The sequence below is a fragment of the Cupriavidus sp. WGlv3 genome (genome assembly GCF_023952475.1).
Classification (GTDB): Bacteria; Pseudomonadota; Gammaproteobacteria; order Burkholderiales; family Burkholderiaceae; genus Cupriavidus; species Cupriavidus phytorum.
In genome coordinates this window covers 217,919-234,820 of the sequence record NZ_JALHRX010000008.1, presented here as the reverse complement: position 1 = coordinate 234,820, position 16,902 = coordinate 217,919, and the positions used below count along the sequence as shown (strand labels likewise).

Sequence of the window (16,902 nt, the reverse complement as noted above, 5' to 3'; positions counted from 1 at the left end):
CGCCATGCCCCAGCCCGTCTATCTCGAAAGCATCGGCCTGCTCGGCCCTGGCCTGAGCGGCTGGCAGCAGGCCAGCGCGGTGCTCGCCGGGCGCACGCCCTATGCGCACGCCGCCACCGAGCTGCCGCTGCCCGTCGGCCTGCCCCCGGCCGAGCGCCGCCGCACCGGCCCCACCGTCCGGCTGGCGCTGGGCGTCGGCCAGCAGGCGGTGGCGGCCAGCGGCTGCGATGCCGCGCAGCTGCCGACGGTCTTTACCTCGTCCAGCAGCGATGGCCACAACTTCCATGCCATCTGCGAAGCGCTGGCGCAGCCCGAGCCGCTGATGTCGCCCACGCGCTTCCACAACTCCGTGCACAACGCGACTGCCGGCTACTGGTCGATCGCCGCCGGCGCGATGCGCGCCTCCAACGTGCTGTGCGCGATGGATGGCAGCTTTGGCGCGGGGCTGCTGGAAGGCGTGCTGCAGGCCAGCGCCGATGCCGAGCCCTGCCTGCTGATTGCCTATGACACCGGCTATCCGGAGCCGCTGCACAGCTGCCGGCCGATTCCCGACCCGTTCGGCGTGGCCCTGCTGCTCGCGCCGCAACCGAGCGCGCGCTCGCTGGCGCGTATTGAGGTGTCGCTGACGCAGGCGCTGGCCACCGCGATGCCGGACGCCGCGCTCGAAGCACTGCGCCAGTCGGCCCCGGCCGCGCGCGTGCTGCCGCTGCTGGCCGCCATCGCCCGCGGCGAGACCGGCACGGTGGTGCTGGATTATCTGGACACGCTGCGGATCGAAGCCGAAGTCACCAGCCTCGGCAGCCAGGCCCATGCCTGAAGCGATCAGGGACCGCGCCTGGATCGCGGCGCGCATTCCGCACCAGGGCAGCATGTGCCTGCTCGACGGCGTGGTGGCGTGGGACGCGGCATCAATCCGCTGCACGGCAACCAGCCACACGCATGCGGAGAATCCGTTGCGTGCGCAGGGCCGGCTGGCAGCGGTGTGCGGGATCGAATATGCCGCGCAGGCCATGGCCGTGCATGGCGCCCTGCTGGCCGAGGCCGCGCAGGCAGGCGGCGCGCCGCAGCGCCCGCGCACGGGCTATCTTGCGAGCGTGCGCAAGCTGGTGCTGCAGGTGGAACGGCTCGACGACATCGCGGCGCCGCTGGAAGTCTCGGCGGAGCGCATCAGCGGCGAAGGTGCCAGCGTGCTCTACGCCTTTGCAGTCAGCGCCGCGGGACGTACGCTGCTGACGGGTCGCGCGGCGGTCATTCTCGATGCCGCCGCGCTTGGCGCTGACGCCGGCTGAAGCCTGCCGGCCAGCGCCCTCGCTTCAACGCGCCGGCAGGATCTTGCCCGACACCGTACCGAAGCCGACGCGATAGCCGTCGCCCTGGCAGTAGCCGGTCATGATCACGTCGTCGCCGTCCTGCAGGAAGCTGCGCTGGCTGCCATCGGCCAGCGTCAGCGGCTCGGCGCCGTTGCGGGTCAGCTCGAGCAGGCTGCCGTAAGAGTCCAGCGTGGTGCCGCTGATCGTGCCCGAGCCCATCAGGTCGCCCACGCGCACGTTGCAGCCCGACACCGTGTGGTGCGCCAGCTGCTGCGCCATGGTCCAGTACATCGCCTTGAAATTGGTGCGGCAGATGGTGCTGGGGGCCGCTGCGCCCGCGGGCTGCAGCGCGACTTCCAGCGCGATGTCGTAGGCGTTCTTGTCCTGTTGCTGCAGGTAGGGCAGCGGCTCGGGCGATTGCGCGGGATTGTCGCGGCGGAACGGCTCGAGCGCTTCCATGGTGACCACCCACGGCGAGATCGAGGTGCCGAAGCCCTTGCTGTTGAACGGCCCCAGCGGCACGTATTCCCATTGCTGGATATCGCGCGCGCTCCAGTCGTTGAGCAGCACCATGCCGAACATATGCGCCGGCGCGTCGGCGGTGCTGACGGGCTCGCCCAGGGCCGAGGGCTTGCCGACGATAAAACCCATCTCCAGCTCGAAATCCAGCTTGCGGCAGGCGCTGAAGACCGGGCGCGCCTCGTTCGGCAGCTTGATCTGGCCATTGGGGCGATGCAGCGGCGTGCCGCTCACCACCACCGAGCTGGCGCGGCCGTTGTAGCCGATCGGGATTTCCAGCCAGTTCGGCAGCAGCGCATTGTCCGGATCGCGGAACATGCGACCGACGTTGGTGGCGTGCTCCTTCGACGAATAGAAGTCCGTGTAGCCCGGGATCTCGACCGGCAGGTGCAGGGTCGCGGCCGACATCGGCACCAGCGCCCGGTCGCGCAAGGCGGCGTTGTCGCGCAACGCGGCGTCCGCACCGGACAGCAGCGCCGTCAGGCGCCGGCGCGTTTCGCTCCAGACCGGCTGGCCCAGCGCGATGAAGCGATTGAGACTGGTCGCGGCAAAGGTGCCCCGGGCCGCTTCAGGCAGCAGGCCCGCCTGGTCCAGCGCGTTGAGGTCCACGACCTGGTCACCGATGGCAACGCCGACTCTGAGCGCCTGGCCTTGGGTGGAAAACACGCCGTAGGGCAGGTTTTGCAGCGAAAAATGGGTGTTGCCGTCGTTGGCGCTGTCGATCCAGCTGGTTTGGGGGGCGGTCATCGGGATACTCCGAAAATTTTGGTGGCACTTGTCACATGCGGTGACGCGTCACGCCTGGCGGGCGCCTGCCCTCTCCCCCGGTCTCTCTCCCGCTTGCGGGAGAGGCGAGAAAACCGGGCGGGCCAGGCGGCCGGGATTAGCGGGTGTTCGGGTTGAAATGCTTCTTCAGGCCTTGCCAGCAGGTGTAGTACTCCTGCTGCAGCGACGCCGACTGCGCCGCGTACGGCGTCGGGCGGATCACGCCCGGTGTTTCGAACATGAACGCCATGGTGTTTTCGATATGGTGCGGCGTCGAGGTGTCGGCAACGCTGGCCTTCTCGAACGTCTCCGCATCCGGGCCGTGACCGCTCATGCAGTTGTGCAGGCTGGCACCGCCGGGCGCGAAGCCTTCGGCCTTGGCGTCATAGACGCCGGAGATCAGGCCCATGAACTCGCTGGCGATATTGCGGTGGAACCAGGGCGGGCGGAACGAGTCCTGCATGGCCAGCCAGCGCGGCCCGAAGATGACGAAGTCGATGGTGTCGACGCCCGGCGTATCCGATGGCGACTGCAGCACCAGGAAGATCGACGGGTCCGGATGGTCGTAGCTGATCGAGCCAATGGTGTTGAAGCGGCGCAGGTCGTACTTGTACGGCGCGTAGTTGCCGTGCCAGGCCACCACGTCGAGCGGCGAGTGGCCGATGTCGGCGCGCCACAGGTTGCCCTGGAACTTGGCCACCAGCTCGAAGCTGCCCTCACGGTCTTCATAGCTGGCCACCGGCGAGAGGAAGTCGCGCGGGTTGGCCAGGCCGTTCGAGCCGATCACGCCCAGGTCAGGCAGCCGGAACAGCGCGCCGTAGTTCTCGCAGATATAGCCGCGCGCCTCGCCGTCGGGCAGTTCCACGCGGAAGCGCACGCCGCGCGGGATCACCACGATCTCGTGCGGCTCGACTTCCAGGCGGCCGAGTTCGGTCACCATCAGCAGCCGGCCCTGCTGCGGCACGATCAGCATCTCGCCGTCGGCGTTGTAGAAGAAACGGTCCTGCATCGAGCGGTTGGCCAGGTACAGGTGGATGCCGCAGCCGGTCATCGCCTCCGGGCCGCCATTGCCGGCCATGGTGACGATGCCATCGACAAAGTCGGTCGGCACGGACGGCATCGCCGGCGGGCTCCAGCGCATCTGGTTCGGCGACGGCGGCACCTGGTCGAAGCGGCTCAGGAAACGCGACTGTTCGACCAGGGTGAACGGCTTGTGCATTGCCGCCGGGCGGATGCGGTACAGCCACGAGCGGCGGTTGTGCGCGCGCGGCGCCGTGAACGCCGTGCCCGACAACTGCTCGGCATACAGGCCATAGGGTGCGCGCTGGGGTGAGTTCTGGCCCACCGGCAGTGCGCCCGGCAGGGCCTCGGTGGCGAATTCGTTGGCGAAGCCGGACATATATCCGTGCTCGGCAAGCTGGGTATGCGTGAGGTCCATGGTGTGTCTTGCGTCTCCGGGTGGGTCCATCAGCGCAGCGCTGGCCGCACGGCGCTTGAATTACGTATTGCGCAATGAATTTACCATATCGTAATCTTCGGAGCCGGACGTGTCAAACCGCGGTTGCGCGCGGGCAGCACGCGTCGCTCTTGCAGTTGTAGGCGGCGAACCGGGAAATTGGGAGGATGCCGCTGGCGGGCGCCGGAGCGGCTGGAACACGGGAAGGCTTGAAAGCGCCGGCTCAGGCAGTCAGGCCTGCGGCGTCATGGCTGTCCGGTGCCAGAAACGGCTCTCGGGACAAAAGCGGCTCGGCGCGCGCCGGAGGGCACGCGCCGCTTGCGGTGGGTGGCCTGGAGGCCTGCTGCCGAACCGGCCCGCACAAGCGTGCGACCGGCAGGCAGAAGGCGAATCAGACCGGTTTGTGGCCCTCGCCGGTACCGGGGCCGAAACTGCCGCCGGAGGCCGGTGTCGCGGCCGGTGCCGGCGCGCTGCCAGCGGGCTGGCCGGCCATCGAGGCAGCGGTCACGCCGCCGTTGCGGCTGGCAATGAAAGCGTTGACGTCGGCGGCAAGGTGCTGCGGCGCCAGCACCACTTCCAGGCCCAGCGCCTCGCAAGCCGCCAGGAAGGTCGACATGCGGGGGTCGGCCTGGCCTGATTCTGCCCGGAGGTAGGCCTCCCGGGAAATGCCCGCCTTGCGGGCGACGTCCTCCTGCTTGAGCTTGCGCGCGCGGCGCAGCGCCCGCAATTGCCGGAACGGTTCGCTAGCGCCTCTCGGCACGGCTGTACTGTTCATGTCGGTCTCCAGTCACCAGTGAAAAAAAGTGCGCGGACGTGCATTCGAGTATAGAGCACGCAAAGCGTTCCGTATGTAACCGCCGGAACACTTTGTGCAGATTTCTTGCTGGCCCGTCATCTTGCGCCGGCATCTACCGGGAGGCGCCCATCCAAGCGTCGGACAGAGCACAACCCCTTCGCGCCGCCTTGACATTAACGGGCCCTCGGAACTTGCGTTGACGTCACATGCATAGCTGTATGACGTTATGGCCTCCCCAGCACAACAACGCAAGTCGGGGCAACTACCATGCATCCGGTTTCGTTGACAAACCGACCGGTCGTGCTATTCTTCGCTGCATGCAGAAAGGACACCTCACCCGCAAAGCCATCATCGAGCAGGCGCTGGACGCCGCCGCCAAGGTCGGCTTCGAGCAGTTGTCGCTGGCTACGCTGGCGGCCGACACCAATATGTCCAAGAGCGGCCTGTATGCGCACTTCAAGTCCAAGGAGATGCTGCAGCAGGCGGTGCTGGACCTGGCGGTGGAGCGCTTCGGCGACATCGTGATCCGGCCGGCAATGCGCCAGCCGCGCGGCATGCCGCGGCTGCAGGCGCTGTTCGAGGGCTACCTGGAATGGCTGGGCGGCACGGTGACGCAGGGACGGTGCCTGTTTACGGCGCTGGGGCAGGAGTATCGCGACCGGCCCGGCTCGATCCGCGACCTGGTGGTGCAGTCGCTGAAGGACTGGCACAGCACCGTCGCGCGGGTGGTGGGGGACGCCATCGAAGAAGGCCAGTTCGGGCCGCACGTCGACCCGCGCCAGTTCGCCTTCGAGCTGTCCGGCATCGGCATGGCCTTCCAGCAGTCGTTCAAGCTGCTGGGGCGGCAGGATGCGGAAGCGATGGCACGGCACGCCTTTGCGGCCCTGGTTGCGCGCGCCGCGGCAGGCGCGCCTCATGCCGCGGGGACATGACATCGGCGCCGGCGCTATCCCGCCGGCGGGCAGCAAACCGCTCCGGCGGGCTTTTTTTGTACCGAAAAAAGCACGACTGGTCGGTCTTTAAAGAAGCGCGAGACGCCGCCGGTCCGCCCGGTTCCGATGACGCCGCGCAATCCAGAATCCATTGGAGGTGCAGGTCGTGACGCAAGCAGTCTCTTCTCCTTCCCCGGTTTCCCCTTCTCCCGCCGTGGCGGCGGCGGCATTGCGCACCACCGATGCCTCGCCTCCAGTCAGCCGCGAGGGCACCTTGCAGCGTGCCCTGATGGGCCTGCAGCGCTTGCGCTGGCAAGCCGGCAGCGTGCTGATGCCTGCGGCGACGGCACGCCGGCTCGAGCGCATCTGGTTCTGCCCGCCGCGGGGTGCCGCCACCTCCGCTGCCCGGCATGCGCTGGACAGCGCGCGCGCAGACTGGGCCCTGGTCACCGGCCATGGGCCCAGCCGGCGCGTGCGGGTCTACCGCTGGGGCAGCGCCGGGCCGGTGGTGCTGCTCGCCCATGGCTGGGGCGGCCATGCAGGCCAGTGGCATGCGGTGATCGACGGCTTGCTGGCGGCGGGCATGCGGGTCGTCGCCTTCGATGCGCTGTCGCACGGTGCCTCCGATGCCGGCACTCGCGGCGCCGCCCAGACTTCGGTGCTCGAGATGTCGCGCTCGCTGCTGGCGGCAGCGTGGCATGCCGGCCCGGTCCATGCCGTGGTGGCGCATTCCCTCGGCGGCGCGGCGGCGGCGCTGGCGTTGCGCGAAGGCCTGCCGGCACGCGCCGCGGTGCTGCTGGGCACGCCCGCCGACATGCGCGCGGCATGCGCCGCGCTGGCGTGGCAACTGGGCGTGGCGCCGGCCGTGCTGGGCCGCATGCAGCGCCACAGCGAACGCTGGCTGGGCTTGCCATGGTCGGCCTTCAACGTGCCGGACCTGGGCCGCGTCCGCCCGGTGCCACCGACGCTGGTGATCCATGACCGCGACGACAAGGAAGTGCGCTGGGAAGACGGCGCGGCCATCGCTGGCGCCTGGCCTGGCGCGCGGCTGGAGACCACCACCGGCCTCGGTCATCGCCGCATCCTGCGCGATCCCGCGGTGATCCAGCGCATCGCCGAATTCATCCGGCCGCCATCCGGGCCGCGCCAGCTGCCGGTATCCGCCAGCCTGGCCGTGGCCTGAACCCGGAGACCATCATGTACCTGGTAAGCAACGATATGACCGCCACCCTGCCCGCCCGCAGCTCGCTGCGGCTGGTCGCCGGGCCCGGCGAGCGGGTGGCGGTGCGCTGCACCGCCGGCGAGCTGTGGCTGATCCGCGATGGCGATCCGAAGGACACGGCGTTGATGGCAAGCGAGTGCTTTACCTTGTCCGACGCCGGCCATGTCGAGCTGTATGCGATCACCGCCGCTTCTCTGCATGTCACCCGCTGCAAGGCGGCACCGGACCCCGCTCGCGACGCATGGCGACAGCGGCTATGGCGCTGGCTGGGTCCGCGCAGCCACGGCTATACCGGCGCCGGGCACTGACCCGAGCCATTGCCCTCGACCCGCCGCCCCGTCTGCCATCCGCCGGCAGCCCCCTGCTTGCTTGCCGCGCACGCGCGTTTGCGGATGGGGTACGGGTCATGGCGGTTAATTGCGCAATTGCCGTTGGCAAAACGTCGTTAAGCTTGCCCCCGCGCGCCGGATACCGCCCGGCGCAGCGTCAGCCCGCATCCTCCAGCAGCATCTCGCGCAACCGGAACTTCTGGATCTTGCCGGCAGGCGTGGCCGGCAGCGCATCCCGCACCACCAGTTTCTCGGGAATGTATTGCAGCGCCATCTTCTGCTGTCTGAGCCAGTCGACCATGCCGGCCAGGTCGATGGACTGCCCTGCCCGCGGCACGACAAACGCGCACGCACGCTCGCCGAGGCGCGCATCGGGATAGGCCACGATCGCCACCTGCGCCACCGCGGGATGCCGGTACAGCAGGGTCTCGACTTCCAGCACGGGAATGTTCTCGCCGCCACGGATGATCACGTCCTTGCTGCGGCCGGCGATGCGCAGGTAACCGTCCGCGTCCAGCCGGGCCAGGTCGCCGGTGTCGAACCAGCCGTCGGCATCGGTCCCGTTCAGTTGCGGGCGCTTCAGGTAGCCGCCGAAGTTGGAGCAGGCGCGCACCAGCAGCCGGCCGGTCGCGCCCACGGGCACGTCCGCGTCGGTGCCGTCGACCACGCGGATCGCCACGCCGGGCAGCGGGCGGCCGTCGGTGGTCGACGCGCGCTCGTCGCTGTCCTCGGGCAGCGTGGTGGTGACCGCGCCGTTCTCGGTCATGCCCCATGCCGACACGATGTGTGCGCCCAGCGCCTGCCGTGCCTGCTCGACCAGCGTGCCCGGAATCGGCGCGCCCGCGCACAGGAAGATCCGCAGGCTCGGCACCGGCACGCCGGACCCGGCCACCACGCGCGCCAGGTCGGTCAGGAATGGGGTGGAACCCATGGTAAAGGTCACACCCTCGTCGCGGATCAGCGCGGCGGCGCGCGCGGGATCCCAGATGTCCTGCAGCACCGCATGCGCGCCCAGCATCACCGGCATCATCAGGCCATACATGAAGCCGGTCTGGTGCGCCATCGGCGAGGCCATCAGCACCACGTCGTTGCCGGTGAGATGCAGCCGGCCGGCATAGGCGACGATGTTGGAGAACAGCGTGTTGGCGGTATGCATCACGCCCTTGGGCTCGCCGGTGGTGCCGGAGGTGTAGATCAGCTGCGTGACGTCATCCGGACCGGGGCGGCTGCGCAGCAGGATGGCGGCGGCTTCGGCGTCGTCTTCCCAGTGCGGGACGCTCAGCAGCGCCTCGAAGCTGTCGTCGCCATCGCCATCGACCACCACGGCATGGCGCAGCGCGGGCAGCGCATCGCGCAAACCCCGCAGCATCTGCGCATGATCGAAACCGCGGAAGGCCTTCGGCACGACCACCACCTTGCTTTGCGCGTGCACCAGCATGAACGACAGCTCGCGCTCGCGGAAGATCGGCATGACCGGATTGAGCACCGCGCCCAGCCGCGCGCAGGCCAGGTACAGCACGCTCAGGTGCCAGCCGTTGGGCAGCTGGCACGAGACCACGTCGCCGGCAACGATGCCGAGGCGGGAAAGCCCTAGCGCCACGCGATCGGCCATGCGCGCCAGCTCCCGCCAGGTGAAGCGCGTCACGTGCTGACGGTCGATGCTGAGCGCCGTCAGCGCGGGGGCGTCGGGCCGCTCGCGCACGCAGGCGGCAAGATAGTCGTTGATGGTACGGTCCTGCCAGTGCCCGGCGGCAATGCTGGCGGCACGGCGCGGCGCGATCAGTACGGCGTCGAAATCCATGGCGGTCTCCTCGTTGTTGTGTGCTGCCCAGTCGTTGCATCAGGCGCGCGTCAGGCCGGCACCGCTTCGCGCCCGGCGCGGGTGCGCGCGATGATGGTCTTCATGATCTGCGGGGTGCCGTCGCCGATCTGGAAGCCGAGCACATCGCGCAGGCGCTGCTCCATCACGCCGCGGTCGTAGCCGCCATGGCCGAAGCACAGCAGGCACTGGTGCACCGCGTCGTAGGCCAGCTTCGGCGCCCACCACTTGCACATCGCGGCTTCGGCGGTATGCGGCAGGCCGCGGTCCTTCAGCCATAGCGTCTGCAGGCACAGCAGCCGCGCGCCCTGCACCTGGGTCTCGAAGTCTGCCAGCGGGTGCGACACGCCCTGGAATGCCGACAGCGGCTTGCCGAAGGCCTGGCGTTCCGCCACATAGGTCCAGGTCTCGTCCAGCGCGGCCTGCGCGACCGCCAGCACCTGCAGCCCGATCAGCGCGCGCGAGAAATCGAAGCCCTGCATCACCTGCACGAAGCCCTCGCCTTCCTTGCCCAGCAGGTGGCTGGCCGGCACGCGCACATTCTCGAAGAAGATCGAGCCGCGTCCGATTGCGCGCTGGCCATGGCAGTCGAAGCGGTTGCGGGTGATGCCCGGCAGGTCCATCGGCACCAGCAGCGCCGACACGCCGCGCGCGCCGGCCTCCACCGAGCCGCTGCGCGCGAATACCACCGCGGCATCGGCCTGGTCGGCGGCGGAGATCGAGGTCTTCTCGCCGTTGAGCACGTAGGCGTCGCCGTCGCGTTCCATGCGCAGGCGCAGGCTGGCAGCGTCTGAGCCCCCGCGTGGCTCGGTCAGTGCGATCGCCAGCAGCGCTTCGCCGCGCGTCAGGCGCTGCAGCCACGGGCCTGCGATTTCCGGCCGCGCGTGGTGCGCCAGGATCTGCCCGTTCAGCGAAGCCAGCAGGTTGATATACGACAGGCTCAGGTCGGCGCGCGCCACCGCTTCGTGGATCACGCCCGCCGCGAGCGAGCCCATGCCCTGCCCGCCATACGGTTCCGGCAGCTCGGGCGCGATAAAGCCCATCTCGCCCATCTCGCGCATCAGCGCGCGGTCCAGCACGCGGGTCCGGTCGCGCTCCAGGCAGCCGGGCGCGACGCGCGCGTCGGCAAAGCGGCGCGCGTGTTCCGCCAGCGCCATCAGGTCTTCGTCAAGGTAAGGGTTCATGGTCTTCTCCGCACGGTCCGGTCGGCTTACTTCGCGTACTTGCGGAAGTCCGGCTTGCGCTTTTCCTGGAAGGCGCGCACGCCCTCGCGCGATTCCTCGGTGTCGTAATAGAGCTTGAGCGCGTACATGCCCATGCCGGCGATGCCGCCCTGGTGCGCGGTGTCCATGTTGAAGGAGCGCTTGGCGATGGCGAGCGCGGTCGGGCTCTTGTCCAGGATCTCGTCGCACCACTTCTGCACTTCGGCGTCGAGCTGCTCGTGCGGCACCACGGCGTTGACCAGCCCCATCGCCAGCGCTTCGGCAGCGGTGTAGCGGCGGCACAGGTACCAGATCTCGCGCGCCTTCTTTTCGCCGACCACGCGTGCGAGGAAGGCGGTGCCATAGCCGGGATCGACCGAGCCGACCCTGGGCCCGACCTGCCCGAACACGGCCTGGTCCGAGGCGATGGTGAAATCGCAGATCGTGCACAGCACGTTGCCGCCGCCGATGGCATAGCCCTGCACGCGCGCGATCACCGGCTTGGGCACGTCGCGGATGGCGTTGTGCAGCTCTTCCATCGGCAGGCCGATGGTGCCGCGGCCGTCGTACTGGCCTTCGTGCGCGGACTGGTCGCCGCCGGTGCAGAAGGCCTTGTCGCCGGCGCCGGCCAGCACGATCGCGCCGATCTCGCGGTCATAGCCGGCGCGGTTGATGGCGTGGATCAGCTCGTCGCAGGTGCGGCCGCGGAAGGCATTCATCTTTTCCGGGCGGTTGATGATGATCCAGGCCGCGCCGTTGCGCACGTCATAGCGGATGTCTTCGTATTGCATGGTCGTCTCCGTTGTCTTGGTTGTGATGGCTGGCGCTCAGCCGTTCATGGTCAGCCCGCCCGACACGCTCAGCACCTGGCCGGTGATGAAGGCGGCGTCGTCGCCGGCAAAGAACAGCACCGCGCCGGGCAGGTCGTCGGGCTGGCCGATGCGGCCCAACGGGATCGAGCGGGTGAAGGCTTCGACCAGCTTGTCGGGGTTGCCCGCGCCCTGCTTGTAGTCTTCGAACAGCGCGGTATCGGTCGGTCCCGGGCACACCACGTTCACGGTGATGCCATGGCGCGCATGCTCGCGCGCGATGGTCTTGGAGAACGACACCAGCCCGCCCTTGCACGCGGCGTACACCGCCTCGCCGGACGAGCCCACGCGCGCGGCATCGGAGGCGATATTGACGATGCGTCCGCGCCGGCGCGCCACCATGCCCGGCAGCACCGCGTGATGCATGTGCAGCGCGCCGGTCAGGTTGATGGCGATCAGCCGCTCCCACTGCGCCGGCTCGGTCTTGACGAACGGCCGGAACACATCCCATCCGGCGTTGTTGACCAGCACGTCGACAGGGCCCAGTTCCTGCTCCACCGCCGCCACTGCCGCATCGACGCTGGCGCGATCGGTGATGTCGCAGCGCACCGCCAGCGCGCGGCCGCCGGCTTCGCGGATCTGCGCCGCCACGCGTTCGCCCGCCTCCGGGTTCAGGTCGAGCACTCCCACCGCCGCGCCCGCACGCGCAAAGCGCAAACAGGTTGCGCCGCCGATACCGCCACCGCCGCCGGTCACGATGACCGTCTTGCCTTCGAGTCCTTGCACAGCCGTTCTCCTTCCAGGGTTCCGGTGCTATCGTGCCGGCGGTGCCGCCGCCACATGCGCCTTCATTTACGTAAATATATTGACTTATACTAGGTGCGACCGACCCCGTGTGCAAGGCCGCTATCCTTTGGAAATCACTATGGTTAACCCCGACCAGGGAGGCGAACTCCCGAGTAACGCGCGCATGGAACTGGCCAACCGGCTGTTCTTTCGCCTGTACCAATGCGCAAACATGTTGCATAAAACCGGCTCGCGAGCCGTCGAAGCGGAAGGCTTGACGACACAGCAGTGGGCCGTGCTGGGCGCGCTGTCGCGGCCCGAAGCCGCCGATGGCATGAGCGTCGGCGATCTGGCCCGTTACCTGATGGTGAGCCGCCAGAACCTGTCCGGGCTGGTCAGCCGGATGGAACGGGACGGCCACGTCACGCTGGCGCCTGACGGGCGCGACCGCCGCTCGCGGCTGGTGCGGATGAGCGAGCCGGGCCGCGAGGTCTGGCTGCACCAGGCGCAGCCGAAGATCCGGCAGTACTACGAACAGGCGCTGGACGGTTTCTCCACCAACGACCTGACGCACACGCTGCATTACCTGCTGAAACTGCTGGACAACATGCGCGCGCTTGATGCGCCGGAGGGTGGCGACAGCGGGCCGGCACAGGACTAAGGCGGGTGCTGTATCAGGACTGATACATAGCGTGCTGCGGCGTGGTGGCAAGCACCACAGCATCTGCCGCTGCGCGGCGCGCCACGCCGGCTGGCGCGCGATATGCGTCGGTGTGGGGTTGCTCAGGGGCCCTGGCACTGTGCCGGGACACCCTGAACCACTGCCCCGGCTTGCTGCGATCGGTCGCGTGCGCGCAGCCGGGACGGCGTTCGATCGATCCTTACCGGAGATCCCGCCATGACCCGCTATATCGTGCTAGCCAGCTTCACCGACCAGGGCATCCGCGCCGTCAAGGACACCACCAAGCGCGCCGCCGCGGTGCGCGAGATGGGCGCGCGCTTCGGGGTGCAGATGAAAGACATTTACTGGACCCTGGGCAAATACGACATCGTGCTGACCGTCGAGGCCCAGGATGACGCCAGCATGACCGCGTTCGGGCTGGCGGTCGGCGCGCTGGGCAACGTGCGCACGCAAACGCTGCGCGCCTTCAACCTCGACGAGATGCAAGAGATTATCGACAAGATGAGCTGAGCCGCCCTGCCACTTTCCTCGCTATGAAGAACGCCCGCCATGGGCGCCTGGCGGGCGTTGTCGCTGCTGGCTGGTGCGCTTTTTCCGGATCTCCGACGGCCTTGTCAGACGGCACCCGATACCTGGGCCGCGGCACAGCGCTGACACTCATACTGCCAACTTCCGGAGAGCGCCATGCCAGGCAAGAATATCCATGTCGTGCCGACCCATAACGGCTGGGCCGTCGAAGCGGAAGGACGCTCCGGCAACCAGCAGCGATTCACTTCGATGGCTCATGCGATTGCTACCGGCACGGAGAAGGCCCGGCGTGCCAAGGTCGAGCTGCTGATCCATGGCAGGGATCACCAGATCATGGAGCGCAACTCATTCGGAAACGCTGCCGGTGACGCCGACGGGTAATTGCATGGCACCATCGGCATCGTTCCTGGGCGAATCTACTCGCGACAACCCGATGCGCAATTTGAAAGGTTTTTACATCCTTCTGGTCGCCGTCAGCATTGCTTTTATCTGGATACTGCTGCCCTTCTACAGCGCGATCCTGTGGGGCACGATACTGGCCATCCTGTTTCATCCCATGCAGCGCAAGCTGACGGTGCGATTCCGCAACCGGGAAAATCTCGCGGCGCTGACCACGCTGCTGGTCTGCGTGCTGATGGCCATTGTCCCGGTGTTCCTGATGATTGCCACGCTCGCGCAGGAAGCGGCCTTTGCCTACCAGCAGATCCGGACCGGCAAATGGGACTTCGGGCAATACTTCCAGACCGCCGTGCAGGCCCTGCCGGCTTCCGTCGAAGCGTGGCTGAACGAGATAGGACTGGCCGACGTAGCGGGGCTGCAGGCAAAGCTGACTGAAGGTGCCGCCCGCATCAGCCAGTTCATGGCGGCCCAGGCAGTTGCCATTGGCCAGAACACGCTGCAGTTCGCCGTCGGCCTCGGCGTCATGCTGTACCTGGTGTTTTTCCTGCTGCGTGACGGCGCGGTGATTTCCCATCGCTTGCGCGAGGCCATGCCGCTCAACGACGCGCACACCCGCCGGCTGGTCGGCCGCTTCACCACCGTGGTCCGCGCCACGGTCAAGGGCAACGTGGTCGTGGCGGTGGTCCAGGGAATACTGGGCGGCCTGGCGTTTCTGCTGCTGGGCATCAACGGTGCGTTGCTGTGGGGCACGCTGATGGCGTTCCTGTCCCTGCTGCCGGCCGTCGGCGCCGCACTGGTCTGGGGCCCGGCCGCGATTTACTTCTTGCTGGCAGGCCCGGTCTGGAAGGGCATCGCGCTCATCGCCATCGGTACCCTCGTCATTGGCGCGGTGGACAACCTGCTGCGCCCTGTCCTCGTCGGCAAGGACACCAAGCTGCCGGACTGGGTCGTGCTGATATCGACCTTGGGCGGCATGTCCGTGTTTGGCATCAATGGCTTTGTGATAGGTCCGCTGATTGCGGCGCTGTTTATGTCGTGCTGGGATATTTCGGTGATCGAGGATCGCGACGAGACCATGTGACCGGCCCACGCTGCCATTTCGCGATTTCGCGATTTCGCGATTTCGCCATTTCGCTTGTTTCAGCATGTTGACGAAGCAACTTTCCATGCGCCGATAAAATTTCTAGAAACAAGAATTATTCTCATCTATTATTCGGCCTTTCGTTGCTTTCGTCCCGGGCCGTCATGCTTTTCCGCCGTCTTGCCATACCCGCTGCTGCCAGTTCCCTGCTCCTGCCTGCCGTTGTCTCCCACGCCGCCGAAGAACCCGCCACGCTGCCGTCCGTGACGGTCAGCGCCGCCGCTGACGGGCAGACCGACATCGGTTTCGCCACGCGCCGGGCGGCCGGCGTGACCAAGTCGGGCGAAGCCGCGGCCGACGCCGCGCAATCGATCACCGTAATCACGCGCGACCTGCTCGACAGCCAGCAGGCGCAGAACCTCAGCGACGCGCTGCAGAACTCGGCCGGCGTAGTCACCAACACCTTTGGCAGGCGCGGCTGGGACGACTTCATCATCCGCGGCCAGCGTGCCTCGGAATCGATCTTTGCCGACGGGCTGCTGGTCGACAGCAACAACCGCGTGGCGCAGGAACTGTTCGGCGTGGAGCGCGTGGAAGTGCTCAAGGGGCCGGCCTCGATACTGTTCGGCGCGGTGCAGCCCGGCGGCCTGGTCAACATGGTCAGCAAGCGCCCGCGCGCGGAACTGTTTGGCGAACTGGGCCTGACCGTCGGCAACTATGGCTTCCGGCAGATGACGGTCGATGTGGGCACGCCGCTGGCCAAAGACAGCAAGGCCGCGTTCCGCCTGAACGGGCTGATGATGAACAGCGACGATCCGACCGACTTTGTCTGGTATCGCAACCGCTGGATCGCGCCGTCGCTGACGCTCGACCTCGGCGCGCGCACGGACTTCACCATCCTGGCCAGCCACAACCAGCGCAACTACGTGCGCCAGCAGGGCCTGCCCGTGAATGGCACGCTGGTGCCGAACCGCAATGGCGTGGTGCCGGCCAACCGCTTTATCGGCGAACCGGATGCGCCGTCCTATGACGGCGAGCAGAACCGCATCGGCTACGCGCTGACGCACCGCTTCGACTCGGGCTGGACCCTGAACCAGAACCTGCGCTACCAGACCTCGTCGCTGACCGGTACGCTGGTATCGGCCGGCACCATGGCGCTCAACAGCCAGTCGATGAACCGCAGCGGCACGCAGCAGAATTTTTCGGGCAATTCGTTCGGCGTCGACACCAACGTGCAGCGGACTTTTGCGTTCACGGGGCACGCCCACAGCGTGACCTTCGGCATCGACTACCGGCATACCAAGGAAGACCGCCTGCAGAAGACGTGCCGCGTGGCCGCGCTGAACGTCTACAGCCCGGTCTATGGCGCCAGCATCAACTGCCCTTCCGCCTATAGCGTGGATGCGACCGATACGCTGGATGCGCTGGGCCTTTACCTGCGCGACCAGGTCCGCATCGGGCAGCACTGGACCGTCACCGGCGGCGTGCGCTACGAATCCGCGCGGACGGGCACAACCGACCGGCTCGCCTCGTCGCGTACCGACAATGACAACAACGCCGTCACCGGCAGCGCCGGCGTGATGTACGACCTGACGCACTGGGCGCGACCGTACGCGAGCTTCGCCACGTCGTTCCTGCCCAACGCCGGCACCGATGTCAGCGGCGCCACCTTCAAGCCCGAGAAGGGTCGCCAGTACGAGGTCGGCGTCAAGTTCGACATGCCGGACAAGTCCGGCCTGCTGACGCTGGCGGCGTTCGACCTGACGCGCACCAATGTGCTCGGCAGCGATCCGGTCAACACGGGTTTCAGCATGGCCGTGGGCGAGCAGCGCTCGCGCGGGCTGGAAGTGGAACTGACGCAGGATCTCGGCAATGGCCTCAGCGTATCGGCGGCCTACGCCTACATCGCCAGCGAAGTCACCGAGGACACTACCGCCGCCAACGTCGGCAAGCCGCTGAACAGCGTGCCCCGGCACAGCTTCTCGCTCTGGAGCCAGTATCGCCTGCGCGGCGCGCTGGCCGGTTGGTATGTCGGTGCCGGCGTGCGCGGCGAGAGCGCCAAGCGCGGCTACAGCTTCAACTACACCGTGCCGGGTTATGCCGTCGCCGATCTTGCCGTCGGCTACGTGGCCTCGCACTGGCGCGCGGCATTCAACGTCAAGAACGTGTTCGACAAGATGTACTACGCGGGCGGCCTGAACAACAACGTGCTGCCGGTTGGCAATCCGCGCGTCGCCATGCTCAATGTGACGATGAATTATTGAGGC

Annotated in this window: 17 protein-coding genes; 10 read left to right on the top strand and 7 right to left on the bottom strand. The window is 67.6% G+C overall.

Annotation, left to right across the window (positions count from 1 at the left end; genetic code table 11):
* Positions 1-4 precede the first annotated feature (4 nt).
* Positions 5-817, top strand: coding sequence for a beta-ketoacyl synthase chain length factor (locus tag MKD38_RS16005; protein WP_252678185.1), 813 nt, complete (start codon positions 5-7; stop codon positions 815-817).
* Positions 810-1,289, top strand: coding sequence for a hotdog family protein (locus MKD38_RS16000; protein WP_252678184.1), 480 nt, complete (start codon positions 810-812; stop codon positions 1,287-1,289). Before MKD38_RS16005 ends, MKD38_RS16000 begins: the two co-directional genes overlap by 8 nt.
* Before the next feature lie 24 nt (positions 1,290-1,313).
* Here the strand turns inward: MKD38_RS16000 and fahA are convergent, their stop codons facing one another.
* From fahA to MKD38_RS15985, 3 genes are all read right to left on the bottom strand, one after another.
* Positions 1,314-2,576, bottom strand: a complete 1,263-nt coding sequence (fahA, locus tag MKD38_RS15995) for a fumarylacetoacetase (protein WP_252678183.1) — start codon at positions 2,574-2,576, stop codon at positions 1,314-1,316.
* A gap of 136 nt (positions 2,577-2,712) precedes the next feature.
* On the bottom strand, positions 2,713-4,032 hold the full coding sequence (hmgA, locus tag MKD38_RS15990) for a homogentisate 1,2-dioxygenase (RefSeq protein WP_252678182.1): 1,320 nt from the start codon (positions 4,030-4,032) through the stop codon (positions 2,713-2,715).
* A gap of 409 nt (positions 4,033-4,441) precedes the next feature.
* Positions 4,442-4,825: a helix-turn-helix domain-containing protein gene (locus tag MKD38_RS15985; protein WP_252678180.1), complete on the bottom strand. Its 384-nt coding sequence runs from the start codon at positions 4,823-4,825 to the stop codon at positions 4,442-4,444.
* A 338-nt stretch (positions 4,826-5,163) separates the two neighbouring features.
* Here MKD38_RS15985 and MKD38_RS15980 point away from each other — a divergent pair, with 338 nt between their 5' ends.
* The 3 genes from MKD38_RS15980 to MKD38_RS15970 all read left to right on the top strand — a co-directional run bounded on the left by MKD38_RS15980 (position 5,164) and on the right by MKD38_RS15970 (position 7,308).
* Complete coding sequence (locus tag MKD38_RS15980) at positions 5,164-5,778, top strand: TetR/AcrR family transcriptional regulator (RefSeq protein WP_252678178.1); 615 nt, start codon at positions 5,164-5,166, stop codon at positions 5,776-5,778.
* Positions 5,779-5,944: 166 nt separating this feature from the next.
* Positions 5,945-6,961: an alpha/beta fold hydrolase gene (locus MKD38_RS15975; RefSeq protein ID WP_252678176.1), complete on the top strand. Its 1,017-nt coding sequence runs from the start codon at positions 5,945-5,947 to the stop codon at positions 6,959-6,961.
* Positions 6,962-6,975: 14 nt separating this feature from the next.
* A complete protein-coding gene (locus MKD38_RS15970) occupies positions 6,976-7,308 on the top strand; it encodes a DUF2917 domain-containing protein (RefSeq protein ID WP_252678174.1) in 333 nt (110 codons plus the stop codon).
* A 178-nt stretch (positions 7,309-7,486) separates the two neighbouring features.
* Here MKD38_RS15970 and aliA read toward each other — a convergent pair whose 3' ends face one another.
* Genes aliA through badH form a run of 4 tightly spaced genes read right to left on the bottom strand, consistent with a single transcriptional unit; the run spans position 7,487 to position 11,945 of the window.
* A complete protein-coding gene (aliA, locus tag MKD38_RS15965; RefSeq protein ID WP_252678172.1) occupies positions 7,487-9,130 on the bottom strand; it encodes a cyclohexanecarboxylate-CoA ligase in 1,644 nt (547 codons plus the stop codon).
* Between the two features lie 50 nt (positions 9,131-9,180).
* Positions 9,181-10,332 carry a cyclohexanecarboxyl-CoA dehydrogenase gene (gene aliB / locus MKD38_RS15960; protein ID WP_252678170.1) on the bottom strand — a complete coding sequence of 384 codons (1,152 nt, stop codon included), beginning with the start codon at positions 10,330-10,332 and terminating at the stop codon, positions 9,181-9,183.
* A 26-nt stretch (positions 10,333-10,358) separates the two neighbouring features.
* Positions 10,359-11,141, bottom strand: a complete 783-nt coding sequence (gene badI, locus MKD38_RS15955) for a 2-ketocyclohexanecarboxyl-CoA hydrolase (RefSeq protein ID WP_252678168.1) — start codon at positions 11,139-11,141, stop codon at positions 10,359-10,361.
* A gap of 36 nt (positions 11,142-11,177) precedes the next feature.
* Positions 11,178-11,945: a 2-hydroxycyclohexanecarboxyl-CoA dehydrogenase gene (badH, locus tag MKD38_RS15950; RefSeq protein ID WP_252678166.1), complete on the bottom strand. Its 768-nt coding sequence runs from the start codon at positions 11,943-11,945 to the stop codon at positions 11,178-11,180.
* Between the two features lie 139 nt (positions 11,946-12,084).
* Between badH and MKD38_RS15945 the strand changes: the two genes are divergently transcribed.
* The 5 genes from MKD38_RS15945 (at position 12,085) to MKD38_RS15925 (ending at position 16,899) form a co-directional block, all read left to right on the top strand.
* Positions 12,085-12,606 carry a MarR family winged helix-turn-helix transcriptional regulator gene (locus MKD38_RS15945; protein ID WP_252678230.1) on the top strand — a complete coding sequence of 174 codons (522 nt, stop codon included), beginning with the start codon at positions 12,085-12,087 and terminating at the stop codon, positions 12,604-12,606.
* Positions 12,607-12,843: 237 nt separating this feature from the next.
* Positions 12,844-13,137, top strand: a complete 294-nt coding sequence (locus MKD38_RS15940; RefSeq protein WP_252678164.1) for a GYD domain-containing protein — start codon at positions 12,844-12,846, stop codon at positions 13,135-13,137.
* A 174-nt stretch (positions 13,138-13,311) separates the two neighbouring features.
* Positions 13,312-13,536 (top strand): DUF2188 domain-containing protein, encoded by a 225-nt coding sequence (locus MKD38_RS15935; protein WP_018008595.1) that lies wholly within the window; start codon positions 13,312-13,314, stop codon positions 13,534-13,536.
* A gap of 52 nt (positions 13,537-13,588) precedes the next feature.
* Positions 13,589-14,635: an AI-2E family transporter gene (locus MKD38_RS15930; RefSeq protein ID WP_252678229.1), complete on the top strand. Its 1,047-nt coding sequence runs from the start codon at positions 13,589-13,591 to the stop codon at positions 14,633-14,635.
* A gap of 164 nt (positions 14,636-14,799) precedes the next feature.
* Positions 14,800-16,899, top strand: a complete 2,100-nt coding sequence (locus tag MKD38_RS15925) for a TonB-dependent siderophore receptor (protein WP_256505060.1) — start codon at positions 14,800-14,802, stop codon at positions 16,897-16,899.
* Positions 16,900-16,902 lie beyond the last annotated feature (3 nt).